The organism is Methylomonas sp. Uni0011, assembly GCF_056850255.1.
Genome location: NZ_JBVVNO010000001.1, coordinates 539,534 through 562,690, shown reverse-complemented (window position 1 = coordinate 562,690; position 23,157 = coordinate 539,534). Strand labels below are relative to the sequence as shown.

Here is a 23,157-nt window from a genome sequence, read left to right as displayed (position 1 = left end):
AATCCGGCAAATTTACAGTTATCGGGAGCGGCATTCATTTTGCGTAACTAAACCTAAATCTCGCCGCTGCCGCCGGTTCAACTTCGAGTCGAGTAATGGCGGCAGCACAAACGTTACTTTGCGGAGGGCAGTGCATGCGGGCAGACCGGCGCGAAGCCAATCTACCGATTTGGATCACCGTTGCGTTACTGAGCGGCTTATTGATGATTTCGCTGATGATTCAATTGGCGATGGCGTGGCAGTCTTACCAGCGAATTTTGCCGCTGCCCAAGCATATCGCCCATTTGGAGCGGTTGCAGAACGCATTGTTCGATACCGAGGAAAGTCTGGCCGGAATCGACAGGCAAAACGGCCCGGTCGGCCCAGCCATCCAACGTCGCTTGCAGCACTATTTGCAGGAGTTGTTGCAGCGCGGTAATCACTTGGTGGCGAACACGCCGGACGGTCTGCGCGCTGCGTGGCAAGCGCTGAACTCTTCAACACCGGAGCCACAGCAACGCTTGTTACAGACGCTGAAAATACTACGCGGCATTTTTCGTGACGAAGCGGCCGCCCACGGCGTGCTGACGGAATCGATCGCGGCGGCAGCCAGATTCGAGGTGGAATTGGGTATCGCAATCACGCTAACCTTGCCGCTGAGCGCAGTCTTGTTGTTTTATCTGATGCGGCGGCGGATATTTCAGCCCTTGCAACAAATGGGCTATATGATGGAATTGCTCGGCGAACGTCACTACCATCAAATTTCGCTGGACCGGATTGATCCGGCATTTGCGCCGATCTTTGCCAACTACAACAGCATGGTGGTGCGTCTCTCGGAATTAGAGGCGGAACATATCCAAAACCGGCAGAATTTGGAGACCTTGGTCGAGCAAGCAGCGGGCACCTTGATTGCCCAGCAACGCAATCTGGCCCAAACCGAGCGATTCGCCGCGTTGGGCGAGATCGGCGCCCGCCTGGTACACGAATTGCGCAACCCGTTGGCCGGAATCAAGATGGCTTGCATCAATCTGCAAAACCAATTACAAACCGGCGAGATGCAACCCGATGCCGCCCAACGCATCGGGCTGGTGATCAATGAAATCGAGCGCATCATCGGCACTCTTAACCACTGTTTGCAAGGCGCCAGCCACGAGCCGGAGCCGCTCAGGGCCATTTTGGTCGACCAAGCCGTCAGTGAGTTATTGATGTTGGCTCGCTACCAGCTACCAAAATCCATAAGTTTGGAATACCAGGGTTGCCCGGGTCTGGTATGCCGCTTACCCGATACCGAGTTCCGCCAAGCCTTACTGAATCTGATACTGAATGCGCAGCAGGCAATGGACGGCAATAGCGGTAAAATTGGCATTTCGGCTGTGACCGACGGCCGCCGCATGACGTTGTCGGTGTGCGACGACGGCCACGGTTTTCCCCAAGAGTTTCTGGACAACGGCATCCGCGATTTCGTCAGCCAGCGGGCGGACGGCACCGGCCTGGGGCTGTCCATGGTCAGGCGTTTCGTCCGTAACCTCGAAGGCGAAATCAAACTTTATAACCGGCAGCCACGCGGCGCCTGCGTCGAAATTATCCTCAACTGCATCACTCCACACCATGAATGACACCATTTTAATCATCGAAGACGAAGTCTTATTGGGTACGGAATTGCAGCGCTATTACGCGCGTCTGGGGTTCGAAGCGCTGTGGGCGGCCGATTGCCGGCAGGCGCGCGAGATCCTTTTCAACCCGGATCTGCGGCCGGCCTTGATCTTGTCCGACCTGAGCTTGCCGGATGGTAGCGGCCTGGACCTGTTAGAGGAGACTCGCGGCAACATTTCCGATTGCGAATGGGTGTTTCTGACCGGTTACGGTGACGTGCCGGACTCGGTGCGGGCATTGCGGCTGGGGGCATTCGATTTTTTGATTAAGCCTTGCGTCCAGGAACAGCTGGATATGGTGGTACGCAGCGCATTGCGGAGCGCCAAGGCGCAGCGGCGCATATCCACCGAATCGGTCAACGCCGGCAAGCGGTATGCGCCGGACACCTTTATCGGCAGCAGCACGGTCGCCCGGCAGACCGGCGACATGCTGCGCCAACTTAGTCAAGCGCCTTACAGCGCCTTGATTCTGACCGGCGAAACCGGCACCGGCAAAGGGCTGGCCGCCAGAATTCTGCACTACAACAGCGAGCGGGCCAAGGAACCGCTGATCGAGTTAAATTGCGCGGCGTTGCCCAAGGATTTGCTGGAGTCGGAATTGTTCGGCCACGAAGCTGGCGCATTCACCGGCGCCAAAGCCCGGCATCGCGGCTTGATCGAACAAGCGCATCGCGGCACGTTGTTTTTGGACGAAATCGGCGAAATGCCGCTGGATTTGCAGGCCAAATTGCTCAAGGTGTTGGAGGACCGTAAACTGCGCCGCTTGGGAGCCGAGAAGGAAATCAGCGTCGATATCCGCATCATTGCCGCCACCAACCGCAATTTGCAGGACGAAGTCAAAAACGGCAGTTTCCGCTCCGATCTGTACTACCGTTTAAGCGTGTTCGAATTGCGTCTGCCCAGCTTGCGCGAACGCATCGACGACCTGGACGACTTGGTGCCGGCGTTAATCGCCGAATTCAATTTGCAGGCCGGTAAAAAAGTCGGCCAGGTCTCGGCCAGGGCCTGGCAGTTGCTGAAGAGTTACAGTTGGCCCGGCAATGTCAGAGAATTGCGCAACGTCCTGGAACGGAGTGTGATTTTGTCGGCGTCCCAGAACTTGCCGGAACAGTGGCTACCCAACGAAGGCCTTTCCGGCGGCGCGGCCGCTGCCGATTTTCAGCCTAACGCTATCCCGGCCAAGCCTGTGGCCGACGGCGATACGCGCCTGGATTTGCAATTCCCCACTGACGGCAGCATGGGACTGGAAGACATGGAAAGCGAGATCGTGCGCAGGATGCTGGAGATATGCAAGGGCAACGTGATGGAGGCTGCCCGTATCCTGAAAACCACGCGGGAAAAAGTCCGCTACCGGATCGAAAAATACCAATTGCGCTAATCTTGCACCCTTTGGCTTTGGCCGGCGCGGCACTTATTTTTATCGGCATTGTCCTTGCAGTGGCGGCTAAAAAGATTAATCTGTAGCCCTGTTGTTTGGCCTAGGCTGGAAGTTGATTTATGTCTGTTGTATTACGCTCGTCCGCTTCGATTCGCCGCTGGTTGCCGGCGTTTTTTCTGGTGTTAGTCGCCAGCGGTTGTGCGCCGGCGCTGGTGGCGCCGGTCCCGCTGGCCGGCTCCGCCCGGTTGGAGGATAACCGTTTCGTCACCGCCGACGGCGAGGCGTTGGCGTTGAGCGTCTGGCCGGCCGAGCAGCCCAAGGCAATCGTCATCGCCTTGCACGGTTTCAACGATTACCGGCGCTTTTTCGCGACCCCCGCCGAATATCTGCAAACGCAGCGGATTGCCAGTTATGCCTACGACCAGCGCGGCTTCGGCGAAAGCCGGACACCGGGACGCTGGGCCGGCGACGATACCTATGCCGACGATCTCGGTCAATTCACCCGGCTGGTGCAGGCCCGGCATCCGGACGTGCCGGTTTATTTGTTGGGGGAGAGCATGGGCGGTGCGGTCGTGGTCAATGCGATGACCCGGCCAGGCAAACCGGCGGTGGCCGGCCTGATCCTGGCGGCGCCGGCCGTTTGGGGCCGCGACACCATGCCCTGGTATCAGACCTCGCTGCTGTGGACGCTGTACCACACCGTGCCGTGGATGACCTTGACCGGCAAGGGCCTGAAGATCATGCCGTCGGACAATATCGAGATGTTGCGGGCCTTGGGGCGCGATCCGTTGGTGATCAAGGAAACCCGGGTCGATGCGATTTACGGTCTGACTAATCTGATGGATAACGCCCTGGGCGCTGCGGAAAAACTCGACGACGAAACGCTGCTGTTGTACGGCCAAAAGGATCAGATCGTCCCGGCGGAGCCGACCAATTTGTTCGTCGAGGGCTTATTGTCCGGCCGGCCGGACAACAAAACCGTCGCTTATTACCAAAACGGTTACCACATGTTGCTGCGCGACCTGCAGGCGCCGGTGATCTGGCGCGACATCAACGCTTGGATCGACCACACCTTGCACCGCGCCGAAGTGCAAGCCGCCAACCGGCTGTGACTCGCCGGCCGCGGCTTATTTTTTGGCGTTCAATAGCTGAGCGAAAAAGATGATCAAGCCGATGACGAAAATGCCGGAATACACCGCCAAACCGGTCTCGTCGCGTGTGCTCGGAGTATGAGCGCGTTTCGCGGCCAGGACCGACGCCGAAGTCCGGCCATCGACCTCGTAGCCGGTTTTGGCCGGATCCGCTACAGCCGGCGCCCCCGAGGCGACGCCGAGCAGCAGCGATAGGCTGAGTAGGGCTTGGGTTAGTCTGGAGAGGCGGCGTTGTTGCGGCATGACGGTTACCTCACGGCGTAGTGTGCATGGACCGGACGATTGTGCCGAAAAACCGCGTAATTTAAAAGGCTTTAGCGGTTGCCGGCGAACTCGTAGGCGCCGGCATCGATCGAGCCTTGAATCGGCCGCGGCACCAATCCCAGCGGATGGCGATATTCGAATCGGGCCGTCAAATCCACGCCGGTTGCGGAAACCCCGGCAGCGCTACCTTGGTCGATCGCGCCGGCGCCGGTTCGCAAGCGATAGTCGAAGCGGTTGCCGTTGCCGAAACGCTCGCCGTCGGCCCACAGGTTATGTGCTTGCCGGTGCGGGCCGAGGATGGTCGAGGTCTGGCCGATCAACAGATTATTGACCAATACCGCTGCGGCGACGTTGTGATTGTGTAGAAAGTAGCTGCCGGGTTTGGCGTTGACCAGCGTGTTGTTCACCAGATACAGCGGGTGCGGCTCGGTCTGGTTATGTTCGGCGGCGAATGCTACCATCGCCGGATTCTCGCTGTCGGCGGCCTGATACAGCTGGTTGCCGATCAAATAACTCTCGCCGCCGTCCGGCAAATCCACCAAATAGCTCGACGCCCGTTTTTCGTCGCCGATACGGTTGTAAAACAGGAAATTCTGCCGGGCGCGGGATTTGACGTTGTGGCCGGTCGCGGCGTCGTGAATGTAACTGTTAAGCAACGTAAAGCGTTTGATATTGCCGATATAAACGTTGTGGCCCAATTTGCCGTACAGCCGGTAGTCGACGGTGTTGTCGCGAAATTCTGAGCCCACTATCGTCACTTCCCGCTCGGGGTTCGCGCCGGTTAACAAGCCCATCTGGTTGTCGTGGAACAGGCAGTTGCGGACGGTCAAGGAACGGCCTTCGTAGCGGATGCCGGCGCCGTTTAATGCCGGCGAGGCGGCACCGGCAAATTCGATTTGCGCCACTTCGATCCCATCGCCTTTCAACACCCAGATGGCCTTGGCTTCGGCGCTTTGCCCGTCGGCGTATAACCGGGCCAGGCTGCCGACACCGCGCAAGCTCAGCCGATGCTGCGGCCACACCGCCACGTCGGCCCGGTAAACGCCGGCATCGATATTGACGGTGTCGCCGTCCTGGGCCACTGCGGCCGCTTGACTGGGCCGTTGCAGCGGCCGGTTCGGCCCGACAAACCAATCTTTGGCTGCGGCATCGTGCAGGGCAATTAGGCATGCCAGCACCGCACCGCGTCGTAATCGGCCGGTTACGCCACGCCTTGCCGGCAGCGGCGGAGCGAAAGACGTGTGGCAAGGGCCGGGCGGCCGATATTCGGGCATAAGGGTCTGTCCGCTGCTGGTTATGGCCGGCGTGCAGCCGGATTATCGATGCCGCCGATGCTGGCGAGTCGATGCGAAAAGGGCCGGCCGATTTGGGCCGAGTAATAATGCTGGATACCCGGCCGAATATTGATAATAATCGCTCTCGGTACAGAAGCCGATTCGGGCTTACTCAGCCGGCGCCGGCATGCTGCCGACAACAATAATAAGCGCAGGAGGTTTACCATGTTAGCCAAAATTGCGGTGGTCGATTACATGTCGACCAAAATGATAACCGTCACTCCTGAAACCGAGATTACTCAGGCCGTCAAGAAATTGTTGGACCATAAAATCACCAGTTTGCCGGTGGTGGACGAGCGCGGCAAATTGGTCGGCGTGTTTTCCGAAAAAGACGGCATGAAAGTCTTCGTCGGCTCGGCCTACAACCAGACCCTGGAAGGTACGGTTGGTGAATACATGACCAAGGACCCGCAACTCGTCAACGGCGGCGATAGTTTGGTTGATGTCGCCGCCAAGTTTCAAGAAACGTCCACCCGCAGTTTCCCGGTGATGCAAAACGGCGAACTGGCGGGCATGATCAGCCGGATAGACGTGCTGCGCGCACTACTGGCTATCCGCTAGGCCGGAAAATCCAAGAGCCGGGGCCGTTGCGGTTGCAGCAGCGGCCTGGGCCGAAGGATCCGGTACCGGCGTGTTCGCCGAAACCGAGCAAATCCCAAGCAGGCCAGGTGCGGTCAGGCTCATAGAAGCCGGCTCGGCCCAGCGCGATAAATCCGATTAACCGATAATTTAGATACTGTTATGCATGTCACTTTAGTCAACGTTCACGTCAAACCCGAACATATCCACGACTTCATCGCCGCCACTCGTTTGAACCATTTAGCGTCAGTGCAGGAAGCCGGCAACCGCCGCTTCGATGTACTGCAAGTGCCGGACAACCCCAGCCAGTTTATCTTGTACGAAGTCTATGCCACGGCCGAAGACGCGGCGGCGCACAAACAGACTGCGCACTATCTGAGCTGGCGCGACACGGTCGCCGACTGGATGGCACAGCCGCGTCAGGGCGTGCCCTACAAAGCCTTGTTTCCGGAGGCTTAAGCATGCAGAGTTTCAAACCGTTTTACATCGCCCGCCTGCCGCGCATCTTGTTCGGCCGCGGCCGCCTAAACGAAGCCCCGGCTTTAATTGCCGGTTACGGCCGCAAGGCTTTGTTGGTGACCGGCAAACAGTCGTTTTTCGGTACGCCGCGTTGGCAAAGTTTTACCGAGGCGCTGGCCGGGCAAGGCGTCGAATGGCGGCACTGCACGGTGTCCGGCGAACCGTCGCCGCAATTGATCGACGACACGGTCGGCCGCTTTCGCGACGAGAATATCGAAGTCGTCGTCGCCATCGGCGGCGGCAGTGTGTTGGATGCGGCCAAAGCCATTGCCGGCCTGCTGCCCAGCGGCGATTCGGTGATGGATTATCTGGAAGGCGTTGGCCGCAACCAAACCTATCGCGGCCCCAGCACGCCGTTCATCGCGGTGCCGACCACCGCCGGCACCGGCAGCGAGGCGACCAAGAACTCAGTGCTCAGTGTGCAAGGCCCGGACGGCTTCAAAAAATCGTTCCGCGACGAATGCCTGGTGCCGGAATACGCCATCCTCGATCCGGACTTATTGGCCACCTGCGCGCCGGAACTGATCGCCGCCGACGGCATGGATGCGTTGACCCAATTGCTGGAATCCTACGTCTCGGCCAAGGCCAATCCGTTTACCGACGCGCTGGCCTGGAGCGGCATGCAGGCGGTCAAAGACGGCTTCTTCCCGGCCTGGCGCGGCGTCGAACCGGAAGCCGGCGAGGGCAGGGCGGCGATGGCTTACGCGGCGTTATTGTCCGGCATCACGCTGGCGCAAGTCGGTTTGGGTTCGGTACACGGTCTGGCTTCGCCGCTCGGCGCCTTCTTCCCGATCCCGCACGGCGTGGTCTGCGGCACGCTGGTCGCCGCCGCCACCGAGGTCAACATCCGCGCGCTGCAAACCCGCGAGCCCGTCAATCCGGCCCTGGCCAAATACGCCCAAGTCGGCCGCCTGCTGAGCGGCGAACCCGGCCTGGACGACCAACCAGCCCGCGACGCCTTGATCGCACTGTTGGCCGAATGGAGCGATACTCTGCAACTGGACCGCCTCGGCGCCTACGGCATCGCCGCAGCCGACTTCCCCCGCATCGTCGCCAACGCCCGCGGCAGCAGCATGCAGACCAATCCGATTGTGCTGACGGATGGGGAGATTGAGGAGATCTTGGCGAGAAGGGTTTGATTAAAATGCGGAGTGAATTTGGTCGGCTGGCTGCGATCCTTAAACGTCAGTCGCTCTGATTTTATTAATGTCCGCGATTTGATATTAGGCCGATGCTGGGTTTGCAGAAGTAGGCTGGGTTGAATGATAATGAAACCTAGCTTCGAAGCGGATAAGTTTCGTTATAATAAAAGAGTAGTTTGAATGCAAAGAAACCCGGTTGTTTCAAGATATCTGCTGGGTTTCGCGTTGCTCTACCCAGCCTACGGCCCTGGTCCGGTAATTGGGGCGTTAATTGTAAAAAGGAGTGACAAATGTCCACTTGGGACGAAACAAAATTACAGAACGAAACGTGTTCGAATTGTGGTAAAGAATATTCTGTGAAATACCAATCTTTACCATTGAGAGATGACGATAAATTTACCTGTTCCTGTGGGGAGGTATTACGGTCTTGGCGAGAAACTGGAATGTATATGTATACCGAAGTTGTGAATAAAAATTAAGTCTGAATATCCGGCCTATTAAATGTGCAACGAAATAGTAATTGAGCACCAAGGTAAATCATATACGGCGGAATACTTTATAGTAGATGATACGTTGACCGTAACTCTACCTGATGGTAGCCAGTGTACCTCTGAACTGAGAGGACTAAAACCTGAAACTGTAGCAAAAACGCATTTAAGAAGTTATGTGCAGAAAACACTTAACAATGCAAATTAACTCGGACCGCAAAAACCGCTACGCGCTTTTTGCGCCCGGTTATTTGCGGCGTTATGCATTTAAACGAGATCTGAAATGCCAAAAGGTACTTTGATATTTTTCTGCGGGAAGATGGGGGCTGGAAAATCAACTAAGTCCCAGGAGGTCGCTTTGGAAAGGAATGCTGTATTGCTATCCGAGGATGAATGGCTGACGTCTTTATACCCCAATATGATTGCTTCACTAGAGGACTATGTTAAATATTCTAGCCAGATCAAGCCTCCTATTAAAAGGCTAGTGCAATCAATATTAAATACTGCCACAGATGTTGTTATGGATTTCCCCGCAAATACTGTTTCACAAAGAAAATGGTTCAGGGAAATTTTCTCAGAGGCGGAAGCTTGTCATCAGTTGATATATATCGATATTTCTAATGAAATATGCCTCGAACAGATCGAGAAAAGACGTATAGAGCAACCTGAGAGGGCAGCCACTGATACAGCGGAGATGTTCGCTCGGGTGACGAAGTATTTTGTTGAGCCAGCAGCTGAAGAAGGCTTTAACACATTGAGAATTGGTAACAATGCATAACAATGCCATAAATTCGGACCGCAAACAGCGCCGCTGCGCTCAGCTTTTCAGGTCCGGTTATGGCGGGCGTTGGGCCTCCACATGAACACACCTCAGTCTTCCCTATTCGATGCGACCCTTGCAGTGGTTCAGGAGACTGAACGCCGAGTGCTGACTTTCCAGCCAGCTGGTGCGATTCCCGACGCAATCATGCGGAACATCATGCTCCCATTCCCGTTTCTTCAACTTGGTATCGGAGAGTTACTTCGCCCTGCGTCAAAGTGGGCGTTTCTAAGTTTTCTGCTGCTCGTTCTCGCCGCATTTCTTATCCCACAGGCTTGAGTGTCTGCCGAAGCCAAGAGCTACGTATTCATGGCCTGTACTTATGCGCCGCTATTCTTGGTGGTCTTCGCCGTCCCAAGTACATTTGCATTCGATTCAATCAAGGCTCCGCAGATCCAATCGCTAGCCGACTACATTTACGCAATTGGAATCGATAACGAAGAGAAGGTCGAGGCTATCGAAGAAAATCTGGCCAACATTGCAGAACGTACATACGCTCGAATGAAAACTCTGAAATGGTTGGTGGCTACAGTATGGGCGTTATTGTTATACGGCCTAAACCAGGTAAATAGCATCGCTTTGAAAATCGCCCCAGAGCAGATTACGAAGGTCATTTCTGACAACCTCAGCGCCTTCGTAATGTATAGCGTCGTGACGCTTCTCAGCGTATTGGTAATTGTTGGCTACAAGAAGGGAAATGACGCCGTGTTTCGTCGGCTTCAGTTTGCAGTTCAAGAACTGAAGTTTCGCCTTGCTAACTGTCCGGCGGTGATGGCTCAAGCCCAGTAGGCCGGAATAAGCGTTAGCGTTTCCGGCGGGCTTTAAATCGCCAGAAACGCCGTTCGGCTTATTCTGGCCTACAGATTATGGAATTCGTTATATCCATCGGATATTGTGACGAGCCTCGTGCCCCGTACCGGCCGGCTTCAAGGCCGTAGGCGTATTCGGAGCAGTAGCGACAGCCCCCCGGTTTTGCTATCGCGAAAACGTCCTGCGGTTCTGGACGACCAACAAGCCCGCGATACCCTGCTATTTGACCGCCGCGGCGCCTACGGCATCGCCGCAGCCGACTTCTCCCTCATCGTCGCCAACCGGCGGCGGCATGCAGACTAATCCGATCGTGTTGACCAAAGGGGAGATCGAGAAGATTTTGGCGCGGCGAGTTTGATTCGGCTGCCGCAAGCCATCGTCGGTAGTCGAGGTCTGCAAATCCAGGGCACATGGCCAACGGGTTCGGGGCCGAACCCGCCTCCGGCTTTGCGGCGCCAAGCTCTCAACCTGGTTTTTCCGATTGAATTGACTAAGCAAATCGCCGCGGTAGCCTTCCGAGCATGGGGACTAGCGATCCAAAAACTTAGTCTGTCACAGCGCATACAACAACAAATCGCTAGTACCCCACCTCCACGGAAATTAACGCTTCAATCGAGGGGTGGCGATGCGTAGAGTTTTGATTGTAGGAGCCAGCAGCGGAATCGGCGCCGCTATTGCACGGTTGGGGAAGGCGGATTTCGAGCTTCATTCCTTATCGCGCGCCGACACGGTTGCGGATGTTTTCGCCCATCACCGCTGCGACGTCTTGAACGATCCACTCCCCGATATCGATGGTCCACTGAACGGCCTGGTTTATTGTCCAGGCAGCATCAACCTGAAACCTTTTGCCCGCATCCACCCCGACGAGTTTGTCGCCGATATGCAGCTCAATCTGATCGGGGCGGTGCGGTGTCTGCAGCGGTATCAGGCAAGTCTGCAAGCGGCGGAAGCGGCGTCGGTGGTGTTGTTCAGTTCCGTGGCCGTACAAACCGGTTTTTCTTTCCATACTTCGGTGTCGGCGGCCAAAGGCGCCGTTGAAGGGCTGACTCGGGCGTTGGCGGCGGAATGGGCGCCGAAAATTCGAGTCAACGCCATAGCGCCCTCGCTGACCGACACGCCGTTGGCAGCCAATTTACTCAAAGAAGACGCCAAGAGGCAGGCCGCTGCCGGCCGCCATCCCCTGAAACGTCTGGGCGAGGCGGAGGACATTGCGCAAATGGCTTTGTTTTTGTTGTCGGATAAGGCGCGCTGGATCACCGGGCAAATCCAACATGTCGACGGCGGCATTTCCGCCATAAAAGCGTGATGATAACCGCAGGACTGTGTATGAATCTGCCGATCAAGCGGGAGGCATCATGAACAAGTCTTATCACCGCGTCGTCATCGGCGGCGAAAATTGGGCAGCGCTGGAACGGTTGCTGCAAGGGGGAAGTCGTAGACTTTGCGCTGATTTCTCACCGCGACGTGACGGCAATGAGTCGGCAAGCGCTAAAACCTCGCCGGACGAGATTTGCTACCACGAGCCAGACGTGTCGCATAATCTCGAATATCGGTCGATATTGAAGAGTTTTCGCTGGCTCGGTTTTCCGGCAATGATTTGGCTCGCTATTTTTGGAACGACGCGCTGAATCAAAATGGATTGTGATAATTAGCGTTTATCAGTCAAGCGGTTGAGCTTGGCTGTATGTTTGCGCCGATATTTTTGGATGTTTAAAAAACAGGTATTAATAAATTTTCAGATACTCGACAAATTTTGTTTTCATGGAATATTCAATTGCGTCAATCAGAACGAAATGGCCGGAGTATTTCGCGGCTTTTCATTGAAAATATGACGTTATTATTTGATGCGTTTCCATCATAATTAAGAATTGCCGGGAGTGATACATGAAAACATCAATTACCCAATGCCGATTAATAAAATTGGCGGTCGCTGTTAGTTTAATAACATTGTCTTTTAATCCAATATCCGCTCAGGCTAGCGATCACGAGACGGAATGCTTCAACTCGGTTCAAGGCAAAATACCTTGGAATGACGAGAAGAATATGAATTGGGACCCAAAAAACATCAAACAACTTTGTGCCGGGACTACCAAGCCGGCCGAGCCCGGTGCCTGCTATCTCAGTGTGCTGGACGGCAGAGTAAACTGGGGTAAAGGGATCAGTTGGGATTGGCAAAATATCATCAATCTCTGTGCCGGCACCAATAACGCAAAAAATACCGTAGATTGTTTTGAAAAAGCGGTCGGAAAGGGTTTGGATTGGCGAGATGCAATCTTATTTTGCCAGCGAGCTGAAAAGTAATTACCTGTGTGCCGGATGGTTAATTTGATGCGATTGGCATAATGTCTGTCGGAGGCGGTCTTTATCATTCCCAAGCTCCGGCGCGGAAATGGATTAAGCCTTCATAAAACGGTATGGATTCCCACCGAAGACGGTAAGGCGGATTGGTAGCGATGGCTACCATCCGCCAAAACAGCGAAACCATCCGGCGTTTTACTAGCGCGAAAACGCCACGCCCTGAAATACACGATGATAATAAGTATAAGTTGTTACGGTGAATAAGGTAAGGCCGATTTATGGACAATAATTCTCAGTTTACCGTCTTTACCTTTTTTAAAAACCCAGGTTTTATCTACCATTACTTCCTTTCCGGTCTTGTCGGTGACCCATACATTACCCATGGTTATGGCGACAGAGCCGTATATCTGTATACCTTCGTTATTATTGCCTGCGTTATCGTATCGAGCTTTGACCCATGGCTGAAGGGCGAAACCTTTGTCGTTAGGATAATCAGGATCGCCACCAACGAAATAGGCCAACGCGCCTTTTTTGTTATTTCTAAATGTTTGGTCACCGAACGCCAAAGTAGGCTTAAAAAACACTTTTCCGTAATCGTAGTTGTAGGCGTCTGACAGTACTTTTTCGGCATACGCCTTATAATCTCCTCCTTCTTCCTTTAATTTTCCTATTTTTACCAAGGCATCACACCAAGCTTGTTGTGCGGCATTCACTTCATCGTAGGTAATAATCGAGTTTGCACCTTCTTCGACATAGACTAAACCTAACTCGTCTATGACTTGTTGAACCGATTTGTTAGCTTTTGAATCGCTTATTTGAGGTTCTTCTTTTTTAATGCTGGCGCAGGAGGTTAATAATATTGATCCTCCCAATAATAAAATGGCGTTTATTGTTTTCATGTTTTCCTACCTTTTATATTTTTATTAAAATTGTAGTATTGCTTGATAATTTTTGATGTTGGTGTGCTTAATTTTAAAAATCTGATTCTACCAGCGAATGCTCCGTTAGCAAGGCCATAATCGTAATGGCCAACGGGCGCTGTATTGTTTTCGATTACTCAAACTCATAAAAATTCCCATCGATTTCTGCCCAATTTAACAAGTAGACGTTTCGCTCAATCGATTGGTAAAAGGGCGAATATGGCTAGTGTTTAACTTGATTTGCCCGGTTGTAAATTCCGGGCGGGGTGTGAGCCTTCACCGGTTATTCCGGTATGTCATTTGAAGTGATATTGCGCTAAACTTTAATTTAAATTGAAATGGCATTTTGAGATTAGTCGCTATGATCGAATTTACAGGTAATCTGCTCCACGCCGAGCGTAAAACGGCCGGCACCGGTGGCATTATCAGTGTCGCAAAATACGCCAGCGCTGCCGAAAGCGAAGGTAATGTTTTCGAAATTGTTGGTTGGCTTAAGTCGCCTATTAAGCGGAAGAATCTGCAGGGCCGTACCGATTATTTTCAACGTTATGAACTCGGTTTTAGCGATCAGTGGGAGTTGGCTCATCTATGGGCACCACGCTTTGGTGACGAATCCGGTGCCGGCATTTTGTGGGCTCCGGTCGAGATGAATCAAACTTATCAAAACCATTTACTCGAAAGCTGGCTGGATATTTTACGTAGCTCGGCAGCCGGGCAGGTCAAACTACGGGCAACCGCAACCAGTTGGAATAGCGCTTATCTGGCCCGATACTATGGTTGGAGCAGCGCTATTTTGACTCGCGCCGATTTTCTCAAACGTGTCAGTTACCAGATTATTCAATGTCCGTCAGGCATGGTTTGCCCCAAGTCGCGGGTAAAGCTTTTGGGCTGCAAAATCATTTTGGAATTAACGCCGCCGAGTCCCGGCAAGATGCCCAAGGTTAGGTTGCCTACCGTCGAATTGCCAAAATTTTGAATCGGCCCGGCAGGCTTTAAAGCGCCGGTCTGGCCTAAAGATTATGGGATTCGTTCTATCCGTTGGATATTGCGACGCGCCTCGAGCCCTGTTCAGCCGGCGTCAAACCAACGCCGCCGCATCCAATAATTTCACGCCCCGCCGCTGGCGGAAACAGACGACCGGCATCAGGCCGCGGTCCCAGAGGTGGTGGGCCTGTTTTTCGGTTAATACCGTTTCGGTCGCCGCTTGCAGCACGCTTTCGCCTTCCAGCGGGTAACTGAACGCCGGTACGTCGCCGAAAAACCCGGTGTGTTCGTCGGTGGCGTGTTCGGCTCTGATCAGGAAGCGGGCGGCGAGAAAGGCCGGGTTGCTCCACAGTAGTTCCGCCGGATCGGGCGGCAGCGCGCATTCTTCAAAATCCAGGCTTTGCAGCGGGTCGCGCTTGGCGCCGTAAGGCAGGCGTTGCAGTACGCCGGGATAGGCCAGGATCAAGCGTTCGCCGCCGACCGCCCGGCAGATCTCCGGCCATTGTTGGCTCGGCGCGGAATCCGGGTCGAGTAGGGCCGCCGCCAGTTCGTGTCCGGCACCGGCCAGAAAACTGCCGTTACAGCATGCGGCCAGCTCGCTGCAATAACGCAGCGCCGCGCGGTCCTGGCTGTCGGCGTTGAATTGGTAATTGCCCAGTAACAGTAGCGGTTGTTCGCCGTCGGCTGTCTGCAGATGCGCCGTCAGCTTTTGTTTCAGGATATCCGGTTCGGTTTGGGCAGCTTGCGCCAATTCGTCCTGGCCGATATCCAACAGAAACAGTTGCTGCCGTTCGGCATGGTCTTCGTTTAGTAGATCGCGCAACGCCAGCCACAGCGCTTCCAGGCCTTGAAAATCGGCACTGTGCAACAGCGTGGCGACGAACTGCGAGACGGTCGCGGTCACCACCGACGCCAATGCCTGGTGTTCGGCGCTAACCGACTTTGCCACGTGCGGGGCGACGATGCCGCGGATCATTTGCTCCACCGAGTCGTTGGCCGCCGCTGCTTCGGGTCGTTTGCCCAGCAGGCGTTCCAACAGGTCTGCCTGGCTTTCGTCGGCGGATTCGGTGGCGGCCGGGGCTGGGGCCGTCGCCGGGAAGAAGGCGCGGATTTTGGCGGCCGCTGCTTCGGCCGTATGCGGATTGTTCAATTCCCGCTGCAATTGTTGCAGGTCCGCCAACAGCTTGATTTTGCCGATCCAGGCGTCCGGGTGGAAATCTTCAACGGCGCTAAATTCCAAAATCGAATCGGGGCCGAGAGCGATGCTGGGCGCGATTTGGCGCATCACTGGTTCGAAGTTATCGACGTCGATTTTTCGAATCGGCCGTTGCGGCCAGGGTGGCGCGTTACGGCCGGAGAAATTGCCCAGGATATAGATCCGGTAGCCGTCGTCGCCGGAGCTTTTGCGCGGCGCGCCTCGTGTTTGAAACCCCATCGTGAAATCGATTCCGCCGGCCATAACGTCTCCTGGTTAAATTGGCTGTGTCGGGCAAAAGTAGCAGACCCGGTTCGATCCAACAAGCGACTCCGAGTCGGCCTTATCAGCCGATTGACAATCGGGCCCGGCGGGGAGTGTCATAGTACGGCGACATCGATTTGACCAAAGCAATCCGGGGGGTGGGCGATGCAGGCGGAACAGGAGCTGGAAGAACTGAGGGCGCGGATGCGCCGATCTTACACGCTTGAGGAGGCCGAACTGGTCGCCGAGCTGCGAGCTGCGCTGGCCGATTACAGCCGGCAGGCGGTCAGCGCCGATGCCGAATGCTTGATTACCGAGGTGCGTAACCGGCAAAGCGGCGCTGATCTGTTCCAGAATTTTTTGCAGGAATACGGTTTGCAGAGCAATGAAGGTTTGCAATTGATGGCCTTGGCCGAGGCATTGCTGCGCATCCCGGACCCGGCCACCCAAAACCGGTTTCTGCAGGACAAGCTGGCCGGCGGCGATTGGCGCCGGCATTGGGGACACAGCGATTCCTGGCTGATTAACCTCGCCAGCGGCGGTCTGGCACTTGGCGGCAGCATGGAGCGCTTGATTCAGCGTGCCGATTCCGGGTTAAACCTGGCCGCGGCGCTGCTGGAGCGGCTGGGGGAGCCCTTGCTGCGCGCTGCTGTCGCTCAGGCCATGCGTATTTTGGCGGAATATTTCGTCATCGCCGAGGATATCGGTTCGGCCTTGGACCGGGCTCGCCAGCGTCCGCAATACCTGTATTCGTTCGATATGCTCGGCGAGGCGGCGCTGACGGATGCCGACGCCGAGCGCTATTACGCCGGCTACGCCGAGGCCATAGCCGTGCTGGCAACTGTTGCGGGCGGCAGTTTGTTGCGCAATCCGGGCATCTCGGTCAAATTGTCCGCCTTGTATCCGCGCTACGACGTGTTGCAGCAAGGCCATGCGGTCGCGGCGATCAGCGTAAAGCTGTTGAATCTGGCCAAGCAGGCCAGGGCGGCGAATATCGGTCTGACGGTCGATGCCGAAGAGGCGGAGCGTCTGGAAATGTCGTTGGACATTTTCGCTGCGGTATTTAACGACCCGGCATTGGCCGGCTGGTCGGGTTTCGGGCTGGCGGTACAGGCCTACCAAAAGCGGGCATTGGCATTGGTCGACTGGCTGGCGGCGTTGGCCATTTGCGGCAAGCGCCGGATTCCGATCCGGTTGGTGAAAGGCGCGTATTGGGACAGCGAAATCAAACGCGCCCAAGAGGCCGGCTGGGACGATTACCCGGTGTTCACCCGTAAAGCGGCGACCGATTTGTCCTATCTGGCTTGCGCCCAGGCGATTTTGGCGCGGCCGGATTGTTTTTTCGGCCAGTTTGCCACCCATAACGCTCACAGCGTGGCGGCGATTCGGGCCTTGGCCGGCGCCGCGCATCCCGGCTATGAATTTCAACGCCTGCACGGCATGGGCGAAGCGCTGTACGACACGCTGCTTGCACAATCCGGGCCGGAATTGGCCTGCCGGGTTTACGCCCCGGTCGGGGCCCATTGCGACTTGCTACCTTATCTGGTCCGGCGTTTGTTGGAGAACGGCGCCAACAGTTCGTTCGTCAATCAGATCGAGAATCCGCAGATTCCGGCCGCACAATTGGCCATCGATCCGGCCGAGCTTTTGCAGGTCGCGGCCGGTCCGAATTTGGTAGCGCCGCCGGACCTGTTTGCCCGGCAGCGGCGCAACTCCGCCGGTACCAATTTGAGCGATCCATCCGTACTTCAGCATCTGCGCAGCGAACTGGACCGATACGCCGCAACTGTCTGGCAGGCCTGTCCGCTGGTCGACGGCAAGCGGATAAGCGGTAGCGGCCAGCCGGTTTACAGCCCGTTCGATCGGGGCGCAGTGGTCGGCCAAGTATTGGCCAGTAGCGCGGCCGAGATCGACGCGGCATTGGCCAGCGCCGAGCCGGCATTCAAGCGTTGGTGCTTACAACCCGTGGTCGAACGCGCCGCTTGCCTGCAAACGGTGGCCGATTTATTCGAGCGCCACCGCAGCGAATTGCTGGCATTATGCATCCGCGAGGGTGGTCGCACCTTGAGCGATGCCTTGGCCGAATTGCGCGAGGCGGTCGATTTGTGCCGTTACTATGCAGCCAATGCCTTAGCCTTGTTCGGCCAGGCGCAGCCGCTGCCGGGCCCGACCGGCGAGGACAATAGGTTCAGTTATCGCGGCCGCGGCGTATTCGTTTGTATCAGCCCGTGGAATTTTCCGCTGGCGATTTTCGTCGGCCAAATTGCCGCGGCCTTGCTGGCCGGCAATAGCGTGATCGCCAAACCGGCCGAACAAACTGCGTTGACGGCCATGGCTGCGGTCAGGCTATTGCACCGAGCCGGCGTGCCGAAGCCGGTGTTGCAGTTGCTGCCGGGCGACGGCGAGGGCATCGGCCGGCAGCTACTAAGTGACCCGCGCGTGGTCGGCGTTGCCTTTACCGGGTCGGTAGAAACCGCCAATCTGATTAACCGCCAATTGAGCCTGCGGCCGGGGCCGATTGCGACGCTGATCGCCGAAACCGGCGGACTCAACGCGATGCTGGCGGACAGTTCCGCGCACACGGAGCAGCTGGTGCGGGACGCGGTGCAATCGGCCTTCAATAGTGCCGGCCAGCGCTGTTCGGCGTTGCGGGTGTTGTTTCTGCCCGAGGAAACCTGCGAAGCGGTGAGCGAGCGTCTGATCGGCGCGATGCGCTTGTTACGTGTGGGTTCGCCGTGGGAGTTCGAGACCGACGTCGGCCCGATCATCGACGCTGCCGCCCTGGCTGCATTGCATCGACATAGGCAATACCTGGCGGAGGTCGGCAGAGTGCTGTTCCAGGTGCCGCTGCCTGAACAGTGTGCGGCCGGCTATTTTTTTCCGCCGACTTTGGTGCGGATTCCAAGCCTCTCCGTGCTGGAGCGGGAAGTGTTCGGGCCGATTCTGCACATTGTCAGTTACCGCAGCGGCGAGCTGGAGCAGGTGGTCGACGCCATCAACGCCAGCGGTTACGGCCTGACCTTGGGTCTGCATACCCGGCTGGAATCGACGATGCAATACGTGGCGCGGCACGCCAGAGTCGGCAATTTGTACATCAACCGCAATATGATCGGGGCGGTCGTCGGGGTGCAGCCGTTCGGCGGGATGGGTTTGTCCGGCACCGGGCCGAAGGCTGGCGGACCGAATTACCTATTGCGGTTTGCGGTCGAGCAAAGCGTCAGTATCAATACCGCCGCGATCGGCGGCAATCCCGGCTTGTTGCAGAACCGCGGCTGACGGCGCCGCTTCGGTCTGGCGCTATACGGTAGCGTTTAATGTCTGGGGATCACCCTGGAAGGGTTGGAAATGAATGGTATATTTGTAGGATAACTCTTACGCACTTAGCACTAGGCATGCTCGGAAATGAACGTAACCAATCCGCAATCAGGTTCCAACGACCAGGGTGGCGTACGTGCTTTGCTGCGCGATGCGACCGGGATGCAACACGACCAGCTAAACCGGCATGCTTTATTGGCGGGATTGGTTAGACCGGACTATGCTTTAGCCACATACCAATTGTTACTGCAGGCATTATTTCGGACTTACGCCGGTTTGGAGCCTGGCCTCGCCGCATTTTCCAAGCGTCAAGTTGCCGGTTTGGATTATGTGGCCAGGGCCAAACTGTCGTGGTTGCAAGCCGATTTAGATCACTTCGGGATTGACTCGGCCTTGCTGAAACCCGCCGATTTGCCGCTTCCGCAAATTGACAGCATTGGCGACTACGTCGGAGCGCTTTACGTGGTCGAAGGGTCCACGTTGGGCGGCCAAATGATTGCCAAGTGTCTCGGTCAAAATTTGGGGCTATCGGCCGATGCCGGCGCCCGTTTTTATGCCGGTTACGGCGCCGCCACCACGAGCATGTGGCGCGGCTTTATCGATTTTGCCGAATCGATTGCCGCCGACACCGCACAAGTCACAGCGGCGCAGCTTGCCGCCAAACGGATATTCGCTTTTTTTCAACAACAGTTCGATCTCGCGGTAGTGGCGGAGTTCGGGAGCGGGAGTGGCAACCATGACTAACATTACCCGCGAGCAACTGGAGCAGGCATTGCAGAAATGTGCTTCCGAGCCGATCCACCAGATCGGCCAGATTCAGCCGCACGGTGTGCTGTTGGTGCTCGATCCGGCATCGGCGCTGCAAATCGTCCAAGCCAGCGTGAATCTGGACCAGATTTTCGAGGTGTCCGCCGAACAGGCATTGGGTCTGACATTTGCCGATTTAGGCGGCGCCAGGGCGGCGGAGCAATTGCAGGCATTGACCGAGGTCGCACTTGGCCGCGACACCGCGGCCGGCAAACTCAGCGTGGTCGTGGCCGGGGCCTCGCGGGAGCTACAGGCGCATGTCTATCTGAGCAACGGTGGTTTTGCCGTCGAATTGATGGCGGATCAGACCGATCACAAAGAAACCCGCTTGGCGGAATTGTTGTTGCAGATGCAGGACGTCCTGTTGCATATCGATACCGACCGCGAATACTTACGCTATTTCGATCAGGTGGCGATCCTGGTGCGGACGCTGTGCGGCTACGATAGTGTGATGGTTTACCGCTTCGATTCCGAATGGAACGGCGAAGTGATCAGCCAAAGCCGGATCGACACCGCACCTTCCTATTTGGGTTTGCATTTTCCGGCCAGTGATATACCCGCTCAGGCGCGGCGTTTGTACACGCTGAATCTGGTGCGCGTCGTTGCGGATATCGAGGCGGACCCGGTGCCGTTGCTACCGGCGCTGAATCCCTTGGCGGCCGAACCGCTGGATATGACTTATTCGGCTCTGCGTTGCTTGTCGCCGATCCATATCCAATACCTGCGCAATATCGGCGTAAGCGCCTCCATGGTGGTATCGATCATGCAAAATGGCCGGCTGTGGGGACTGATTGCCTGTCATCACCACGCGCCTAAGCAGGTGTCGCTGGCCGAACGCGAGGCCGTGACCTTTATCAGCCGGATGACCTCGGCCAAGCTTTCGGGCATAGAAGCGGTAGAACAGCACCGTCACGTCACGAGCGCTAACCACTTGATCGGCGAACTGCTGAACTACATCTTTACCAGTCAGGAAGAGACCATTTTGCAGCGCTTGCTGCCGGAACTGATGCAGTTGTTGCATGCCGACGGCGTCGTTGCCTTGGTCGAAGGCAAGCGCCATTGCCACGGCCTGGCGCCCGATTCCGAACAACTGGACGGCCTGTTGCAATGGTTGAGCGGCAAGTGCGGCACCAGCTCGTTCAGTTGCGACCATCTGGAGCAACATTTTCCGCCGGCGATGAACTACCGGGATATCGCCTCCGGTGTACTGTGTACCCCGTTGTCCGCAGGTGTCCGAAACGGGATTGTCTGGTTTCGGGTGGAAAAGCCGCGCACGGTGAACTGGGCCGGTCATGCCGAGAAAGGTCTGGTAGCGGACGAGGCCGGCGGTTATCGGCTGACGCCGCGCAAGTCTTTCGAAGTTTGGAGCGAGTTATGGCGCGGCCGCAGCGCACCCTGGACCCACGTCGAGTTGGGTGTGGCGAATATGCTGGCGATAACGCTGCCCGAGGGTCTGGCCCAAAAAAGCCGTCTGGACCAGGCCTTGAAGGCGCAGCGTTTGCTGGATGCGGAGCTGCGAATCGCGGCGACGGCGTTCGAGTCGCAGGAAGGCATTTTGGTGCTGGACTCCGCTCACAATATCTTGCGGGTGAACCGGGCTTTTTCCCGGATTACCGGCTACCCGGCGGAATTCGTGGTCGGTAAGAATCCGCGCGATTTGCAACTGGATATACAGCGAATTAGCGATTACGCCGCGATGTGGGATGCGGTCGAGGCCGATGGGGCCTGGGAAGGGGAAACGATTCTCCGGTCCATCGACGGACGTTTGTTCCCGATCCATTTGGCCATCTCCGCGGTCACGGACCAGGAGGGCAATCTAAAAAACTATGTCGCCAGCTTCATCGACATCAGCCAGTTGAAAGCCGCCTCCGAAGAAATCGAACGTTTGGCGTTCTACGACGCTTTAACCGGCTTACCGAATCGGCGGCTATTGCAAGACCGCTTGAAGCACTGTTTGGCGATCAGTTCTCGCAGCGGCCGGCCGGGGGCGTTGTTGTTTATCGATCTGGATAATTTCAAGATGTTGAACGACACCCTGGGCCACGATATGGGCGATCTGCTCCTGCAACAAGTCGGCCGGCGCTTGTCGGGTTGCGTGCGCGAGGGCGATACGGTGGCCCGTCTCGGCGGCGACGAGTTTGTGGTGATGTTGAGCGAATTGGGTGACGACAAACTCGATGCTTCGGCGCAAACCGAGATCGTTGCCAACAAGATTCTGGCAAGGCTGACCAAGCCTTATTTGTTGAAAGAACACGAATACAGAAACTCGCCCAGCATCGGCGCCGTATTATTCCGCGACCACGAATTCGATATCGAGGCCTTGTTGAAGCAGGCCGATATTGCGATGTACCAAGCCAAGAAGGCCGGCAAAAACACCGTGCGCTTTTTCGATCCGCAAATGCAGGCCAATATTAACTCCAGAATGCGATTGGAAGCCGAGTTACACCGGGCCTTGGCCGAAAACCGGTTTCTGCTGCATTACCAACCCCAGGTCAGTAAAAACCATGAGGTATCCGGCGCCGAAGTGCTGATTCGTTGTCTGCATCCGGAATCCGGCTTGATTCCGCCGAAGGATTTCATCCCGTTGGCGGAGGAAATCGGTTTGATTACCCCGATCGGCCAATGGGTGTTGGAAACGGCATGCCGGCAGTTAAAACGCTGGGAAGCCAATCCCAATACCCGGCATTTGCAATTGGCGGTGAATGTCAGCCCCAGACAATTTCGCCAGGCCGATTTTGTCGGCAAGGTGGTGCGTATCGTTAGGGATGCGGCAATCAAACCCGGTCATTTGAAATTGGAATTGACCGAAAGTTTGGTACTCGACGACATCGACGACACCATCGTCAAAATGCATGCGCTACGCGATTTTGGCGTCTGCTTTGCGATGGACGATTTCGGTACCGGCAATTCGTCCCTGTCCAATCTGCGCAAGCTGCCGATTGCGCAATTGAAAATCGACCAGAGTTTTATCCGGGACATTTTAGAAAACCCCGACGATACCGTGATCGTGCAAACCATCATCGCGATGGCGAAAAATCTGGGGATGGATGTGATTGCCGAGGGGGTCGAAACCGGTGCGCAGCGTTCCTTTCTGGAGCTGCACGGTTGCGATGCGTTTCAAGGTTATTTGTTCGGCAAGCCGATGCCGATCGCCGATTTCGAGGCCCTGTTGCGCGGCGGTTTGCCGCAGGCCTGAGCAGACGGAGCGCCTGCCTGTGTCGGGTTGCGGATAGCGGACAAATTGCGATCTCGCAACTA

At 56.2% G+C, this 23,157-nt stretch carries 20 protein-coding genes; 15 read left to right on the top strand and 5 right to left on the bottom strand.

Annotated features, from left to right (window positions below):
- Window positions 1–134 precede the first annotated feature (134 nt).
- From AC0IM9_RS02570 to AC0IM9_RS02560, 3 genes are all read left to right on the top strand, one after another.
- Window positions 135–1,595 carry a sensor histidine kinase gene (locus AC0IM9_RS02570; RefSeq protein ID WP_482802935.1) on the top strand — a complete coding sequence of 487 codons (1,461 nt, stop codon included), beginning with the start codon at window positions 135–137 and terminating at the stop codon, window positions 1,593–1,595.
- A complete protein-coding gene (locus tag AC0IM9_RS02565) occupies window positions 1,588–3,009 on the top strand; it encodes a sigma-54-dependent transcriptional regulator (RefSeq protein WP_482802934.1) in 1,422 nt (473 codons plus the stop codon). The genes AC0IM9_RS02570 and AC0IM9_RS02565 overlap by 8 nt, the downstream gene beginning before the upstream one ends.
- A gap of 119 nt (window positions 3,010–3,128) precedes the next feature.
- On the top strand, window positions 3,129–4,121 hold the full coding sequence (locus AC0IM9_RS02560; RefSeq protein ID WP_482802933.1) for an alpha/beta hydrolase: 993 nt from the start codon (window positions 3,129–3,131) through the stop codon (window positions 4,119–4,121).
- Window positions 4,122–4,136: 15 nt separating this feature from the next.
- Here the strand turns inward: AC0IM9_RS02560 and AC0IM9_RS02555 are convergent, their stop codons facing one another.
- Both AC0IM9_RS02555 and AC0IM9_RS02550 read right to left on the bottom strand, forming a co-directional pair.
- Window positions 4,137–4,403: a hypothetical protein gene (locus tag AC0IM9_RS02555; protein WP_140912254.1), complete on the bottom strand. Its 267-nt coding sequence runs from the start codon at window positions 4,401–4,403 to the stop codon at window positions 4,137–4,139.
- A 71-nt stretch (window positions 4,404–4,474) separates the two neighbouring features.
- Window positions 4,475–5,698, bottom strand: a complete 1,224-nt coding sequence (locus tag AC0IM9_RS02550) for a right-handed parallel beta-helix repeat-containing protein (protein ID WP_140912253.1) — start codon at window positions 5,696–5,698, stop codon at window positions 4,475–4,477.
- Window positions 5,699–5,923: 225 nt separating this feature from the next.
- On the opposite strand from AC0IM9_RS02550, the gene AC0IM9_RS02545 reads away from it, so the two are divergent.
- The 5 genes from AC0IM9_RS02545 (at window position 5,924) to AC0IM9_RS02525 (ending at window position 10,095) form a co-directional block, all read left to right on the top strand.
- Window positions 5,924–6,319, top strand: coding sequence for a CBS domain-containing protein (locus AC0IM9_RS02545; protein WP_278212398.1), 396 nt, complete (start codon window positions 5,924–5,926; stop codon window positions 6,317–6,319).
- A 180-nt stretch (window positions 6,320–6,499) separates the two neighbouring features.
- Complete coding sequence (locus tag AC0IM9_RS02540; protein WP_482802932.1) at window positions 6,500–6,796, top strand: antibiotic biosynthesis monooxygenase; 297 nt, start codon at window positions 6,500–6,502, stop codon at window positions 6,794–6,796.
- A gap of 2 nt (window positions 6,797–6,798) precedes the next feature.
- Window positions 6,799–7,995 (top strand): iron-containing alcohol dehydrogenase, encoded by a 1,197-nt coding sequence (locus AC0IM9_RS02535; protein WP_482802931.1) that lies wholly within the window; start codon window positions 6,799–6,801, stop codon window positions 7,993–7,995.
- Between the two features lie 774 nt (window positions 7,996–8,769).
- The gene (locus AC0IM9_RS02530) at window positions 8,770–9,264 is read left to right on the top strand and encodes a P-loop nucleotide/nucleoside kinase family protein (RefSeq protein ID WP_482802930.1); all 495 of its coding nucleotides are present in this window, start codon (window positions 8,770–8,772) and stop codon (window positions 9,262–9,264) included.
- A gap of 321 nt (window positions 9,265–9,585) precedes the next feature.
- Window positions 9,586–10,095, top strand: a complete 510-nt coding sequence (locus tag AC0IM9_RS02525) for a hypothetical protein (RefSeq protein ID WP_482802929.1) — start codon at window positions 9,586–9,588, stop codon at window positions 10,093–10,095.
- 240 nt (window positions 10,096–10,335) lie between these two features.
- Here the strand turns inward: AC0IM9_RS02525 and AC0IM9_RS02520 are convergent, their stop codons facing one another.
- Window positions 10,336–10,515 carry a hypothetical protein gene (locus AC0IM9_RS02520; protein ID WP_482802928.1) on the bottom strand — a complete coding sequence of 60 codons (180 nt, stop codon included), beginning with the start codon at window positions 10,513–10,515 and terminating at the stop codon, window positions 10,336–10,338.
- 226 nt (window positions 10,516–10,741) lie between these two features.
- Between AC0IM9_RS02520 and AC0IM9_RS02515 the strand changes: the two genes are divergently transcribed.
- From AC0IM9_RS02515 to AC0IM9_RS02505, 3 genes are all read left to right on the top strand, one after another.
- A complete protein-coding gene (locus AC0IM9_RS02515; RefSeq protein ID WP_482802927.1) occupies window positions 10,742–11,422 on the top strand; it encodes an SDR family NAD(P)-dependent oxidoreductase in 681 nt (226 codons plus the stop codon).
- 49 nt (window positions 11,423–11,471) lie between these two features.
- A complete protein-coding gene (locus AC0IM9_RS02510) occupies window positions 11,472–11,744 on the top strand; it encodes a hypothetical protein (RefSeq protein ID WP_482802926.1) in 273 nt (90 codons plus the stop codon).
- 256 nt (window positions 11,745–12,000) lie between these two features.
- On the top strand, window positions 12,001–12,417 hold the full coding sequence (locus AC0IM9_RS02505; protein WP_482802925.1) for a hypothetical protein: 417 nt from the start codon (window positions 12,001–12,003) through the stop codon (window positions 12,415–12,417).
- A gap of 248 nt (window positions 12,418–12,665) precedes the next feature.
- Here AC0IM9_RS02505 and AC0IM9_RS02500 read toward each other — a convergent pair whose 3' ends face one another.
- Window positions 12,666–13,313, bottom strand: a complete 648-nt coding sequence (locus tag AC0IM9_RS02500; protein WP_482802924.1) for a metal-independent carbonic anhydrase family protein — start codon at window positions 13,311–13,313, stop codon at window positions 12,666–12,668.
- Between the two features lie 382 nt (window positions 13,314–13,695).
- Here AC0IM9_RS02500 and AC0IM9_RS02495 point away from each other — a divergent pair, with 382 nt between their 5' ends.
- Window positions 13,696–14,310, top strand: a complete 615-nt coding sequence (locus AC0IM9_RS02495) for a polymorphic toxin type 4 domain-containing protein (RefSeq protein WP_482802923.1) — start codon at window positions 13,696–13,698, stop codon at window positions 14,308–14,310.
- Between the two features lie 102 nt (window positions 14,311–14,412).
- Here the strand turns inward: AC0IM9_RS02495 and AC0IM9_RS02490 are convergent, their stop codons facing one another.
- The gene (locus AC0IM9_RS02490) at window positions 14,413–15,777 is read right to left on the bottom strand and encodes a type VI secretion system contractile sheath domain-containing protein (protein WP_482802922.1); all 1,365 of its coding nucleotides are present in this window, start codon (window positions 15,775–15,777) and stop codon (window positions 14,413–14,415) included.
- Between the two features lie 165 nt (window positions 15,778–15,942).
- Between AC0IM9_RS02490 and putA the strand changes: the two genes are divergently transcribed.
- The 3 genes from putA (at window position 15,943) to AC0IM9_RS02475 (ending at window position 23,095) form a co-directional block, all read left to right on the top strand.
- Window positions 15,943–19,053 carry a bifunctional proline dehydrogenase/L-glutamate gamma-semialdehyde dehydrogenase PutA gene (putA, locus tag AC0IM9_RS02485; protein WP_482802921.1) on the top strand — a complete coding sequence of 1,037 codons (3,111 nt, stop codon included), beginning with the start codon at window positions 15,943–15,945 and terminating at the stop codon, window positions 19,051–19,053.
- Between the two features lie 126 nt (window positions 19,054–19,179).
- Window positions 19,180–19,836: a biliverdin-producing heme oxygenase gene (locus AC0IM9_RS02480; RefSeq protein ID WP_482802920.1), complete on the top strand. Its 657-nt coding sequence runs from the start codon at window positions 19,180–19,182 to the stop codon at window positions 19,834–19,836.
- Window positions 19,829–23,095, top strand: a complete 3,267-nt coding sequence (locus AC0IM9_RS02475) for a bifunctional diguanylate cyclase/phosphodiesterase (protein ID WP_482802919.1) — start codon at window positions 19,829–19,831, stop codon at window positions 23,093–23,095. Before AC0IM9_RS02480 ends, AC0IM9_RS02475 begins: the two co-directional genes overlap by 8 nt.
- The last annotated feature ends 62 nt before the right edge of the window (window positions 23,096–23,157 follow it).

What these genes read in the sequence shown, in the direction of transcription:
- AC0IM9_RS02570 (WP_482802935.1), top strand. Translation starts at nt 135, where the DNA reads ATGCGGGCAGACCGGCGCGAAGCCAATCTACCGATTTGGATCACCGTT.
- AC0IM9_RS02565 (WP_482802934.1), top strand. Translation starts at nt 1,588, where the DNA reads ATGAATGACACCATTTTAATCATCGAAGACGAAGTCTTATTGGGTACG.
- AC0IM9_RS02560 (WP_482802933.1), top strand. Translation starts at nt 3,129, where the DNA reads ATGTCTGTTGTATTACGCTCGTCCGCTTCGATTCGCCGCTGGTTGCCG.
- AC0IM9_RS02555 (WP_140912254.1), bottom strand. Translation starts at nt 4,403, where the DNA reads ATGCCGCAACAACGCCGCCTCTCCAGACTAACCCAAGCCCTACTCAGC.
- AC0IM9_RS02550 (WP_140912253.1), bottom strand. Translation starts at nt 5,698, where the DNA reads ATGCCCGAATATCGGCCGCCCGGCCCTTGCCACACGTCTTTCGCTCCG.
- AC0IM9_RS02545 (WP_278212398.1), top strand. Translation starts at nt 5,924, where the DNA reads ATGTTAGCCAAAATTGCGGTGGTCGATTACATGTCGACCAAAATGATA.
- AC0IM9_RS02540 (WP_482802932.1), top strand. Translation starts at nt 6,500, where the DNA reads ATGCATGTCACTTTAGTCAACGTTCACGTCAAACCCGAACATATCCAC.
- AC0IM9_RS02535 (WP_482802931.1), top strand. Translation starts at nt 6,799, where the DNA reads ATGCAGAGTTTCAAACCGTTTTACATCGCCCGCCTGCCGCGCATCTTG.
- AC0IM9_RS02530 (WP_482802930.1), top strand. Translation starts at nt 8,770, where the DNA reads ATGCCAAAAGGTACTTTGATATTTTTCTGCGGGAAGATGGGGGCTGGA.
- AC0IM9_RS02515 (WP_482802927.1), top strand. Translation starts at nt 10,742, where the DNA reads ATGCGTAGAGTTTTGATTGTAGGAGCCAGCAGCGGAATCGGCGCCGCT.
- AC0IM9_RS02510 (WP_482802926.1), top strand. Translation starts at nt 11,472, where the DNA reads ATGAACAAGTCTTATCACCGCGTCGTCATCGGCGGCGAAAATTGGGCA.
- AC0IM9_RS02505 (WP_482802925.1), top strand. Translation starts at nt 12,001, where the DNA reads ATGAAAACATCAATTACCCAATGCCGATTAATAAAATTGGCGGTCGCT.
- AC0IM9_RS02500 (WP_482802924.1), bottom strand. Translation starts at nt 13,313, where the DNA reads ATGAAAACAATAAACGCCATTTTATTATTGGGAGGATCAATATTATTA.
- AC0IM9_RS02495 (WP_482802923.1), top strand. Translation starts at nt 13,696, where the DNA reads ATGATCGAATTTACAGGTAATCTGCTCCACGCCGAGCGTAAAACGGCC.
- AC0IM9_RS02490 (WP_482802922.1), bottom strand. Translation starts at nt 15,777, where the DNA reads ATGGCCGGCGGAATCGATTTCACGATGGGGTTTCAAACACGAGGCGCG.
- putA (WP_482802921.1), top strand. Translation starts at nt 15,943, where the DNA reads ATGCAGGCGGAACAGGAGCTGGAAGAACTGAGGGCGCGGATGCGCCGA.
- AC0IM9_RS02480 (WP_482802920.1), top strand. Translation starts at nt 19,180, where the DNA reads ATGAACGTAACCAATCCGCAATCAGGTTCCAACGACCAGGGTGGCGTA.
- AC0IM9_RS02475 (WP_482802919.1), top strand. Translation starts at nt 19,829, where the DNA reads ATGACTAACATTACCCGCGAGCAACTGGAGCAGGCATTGCAGAAATGT.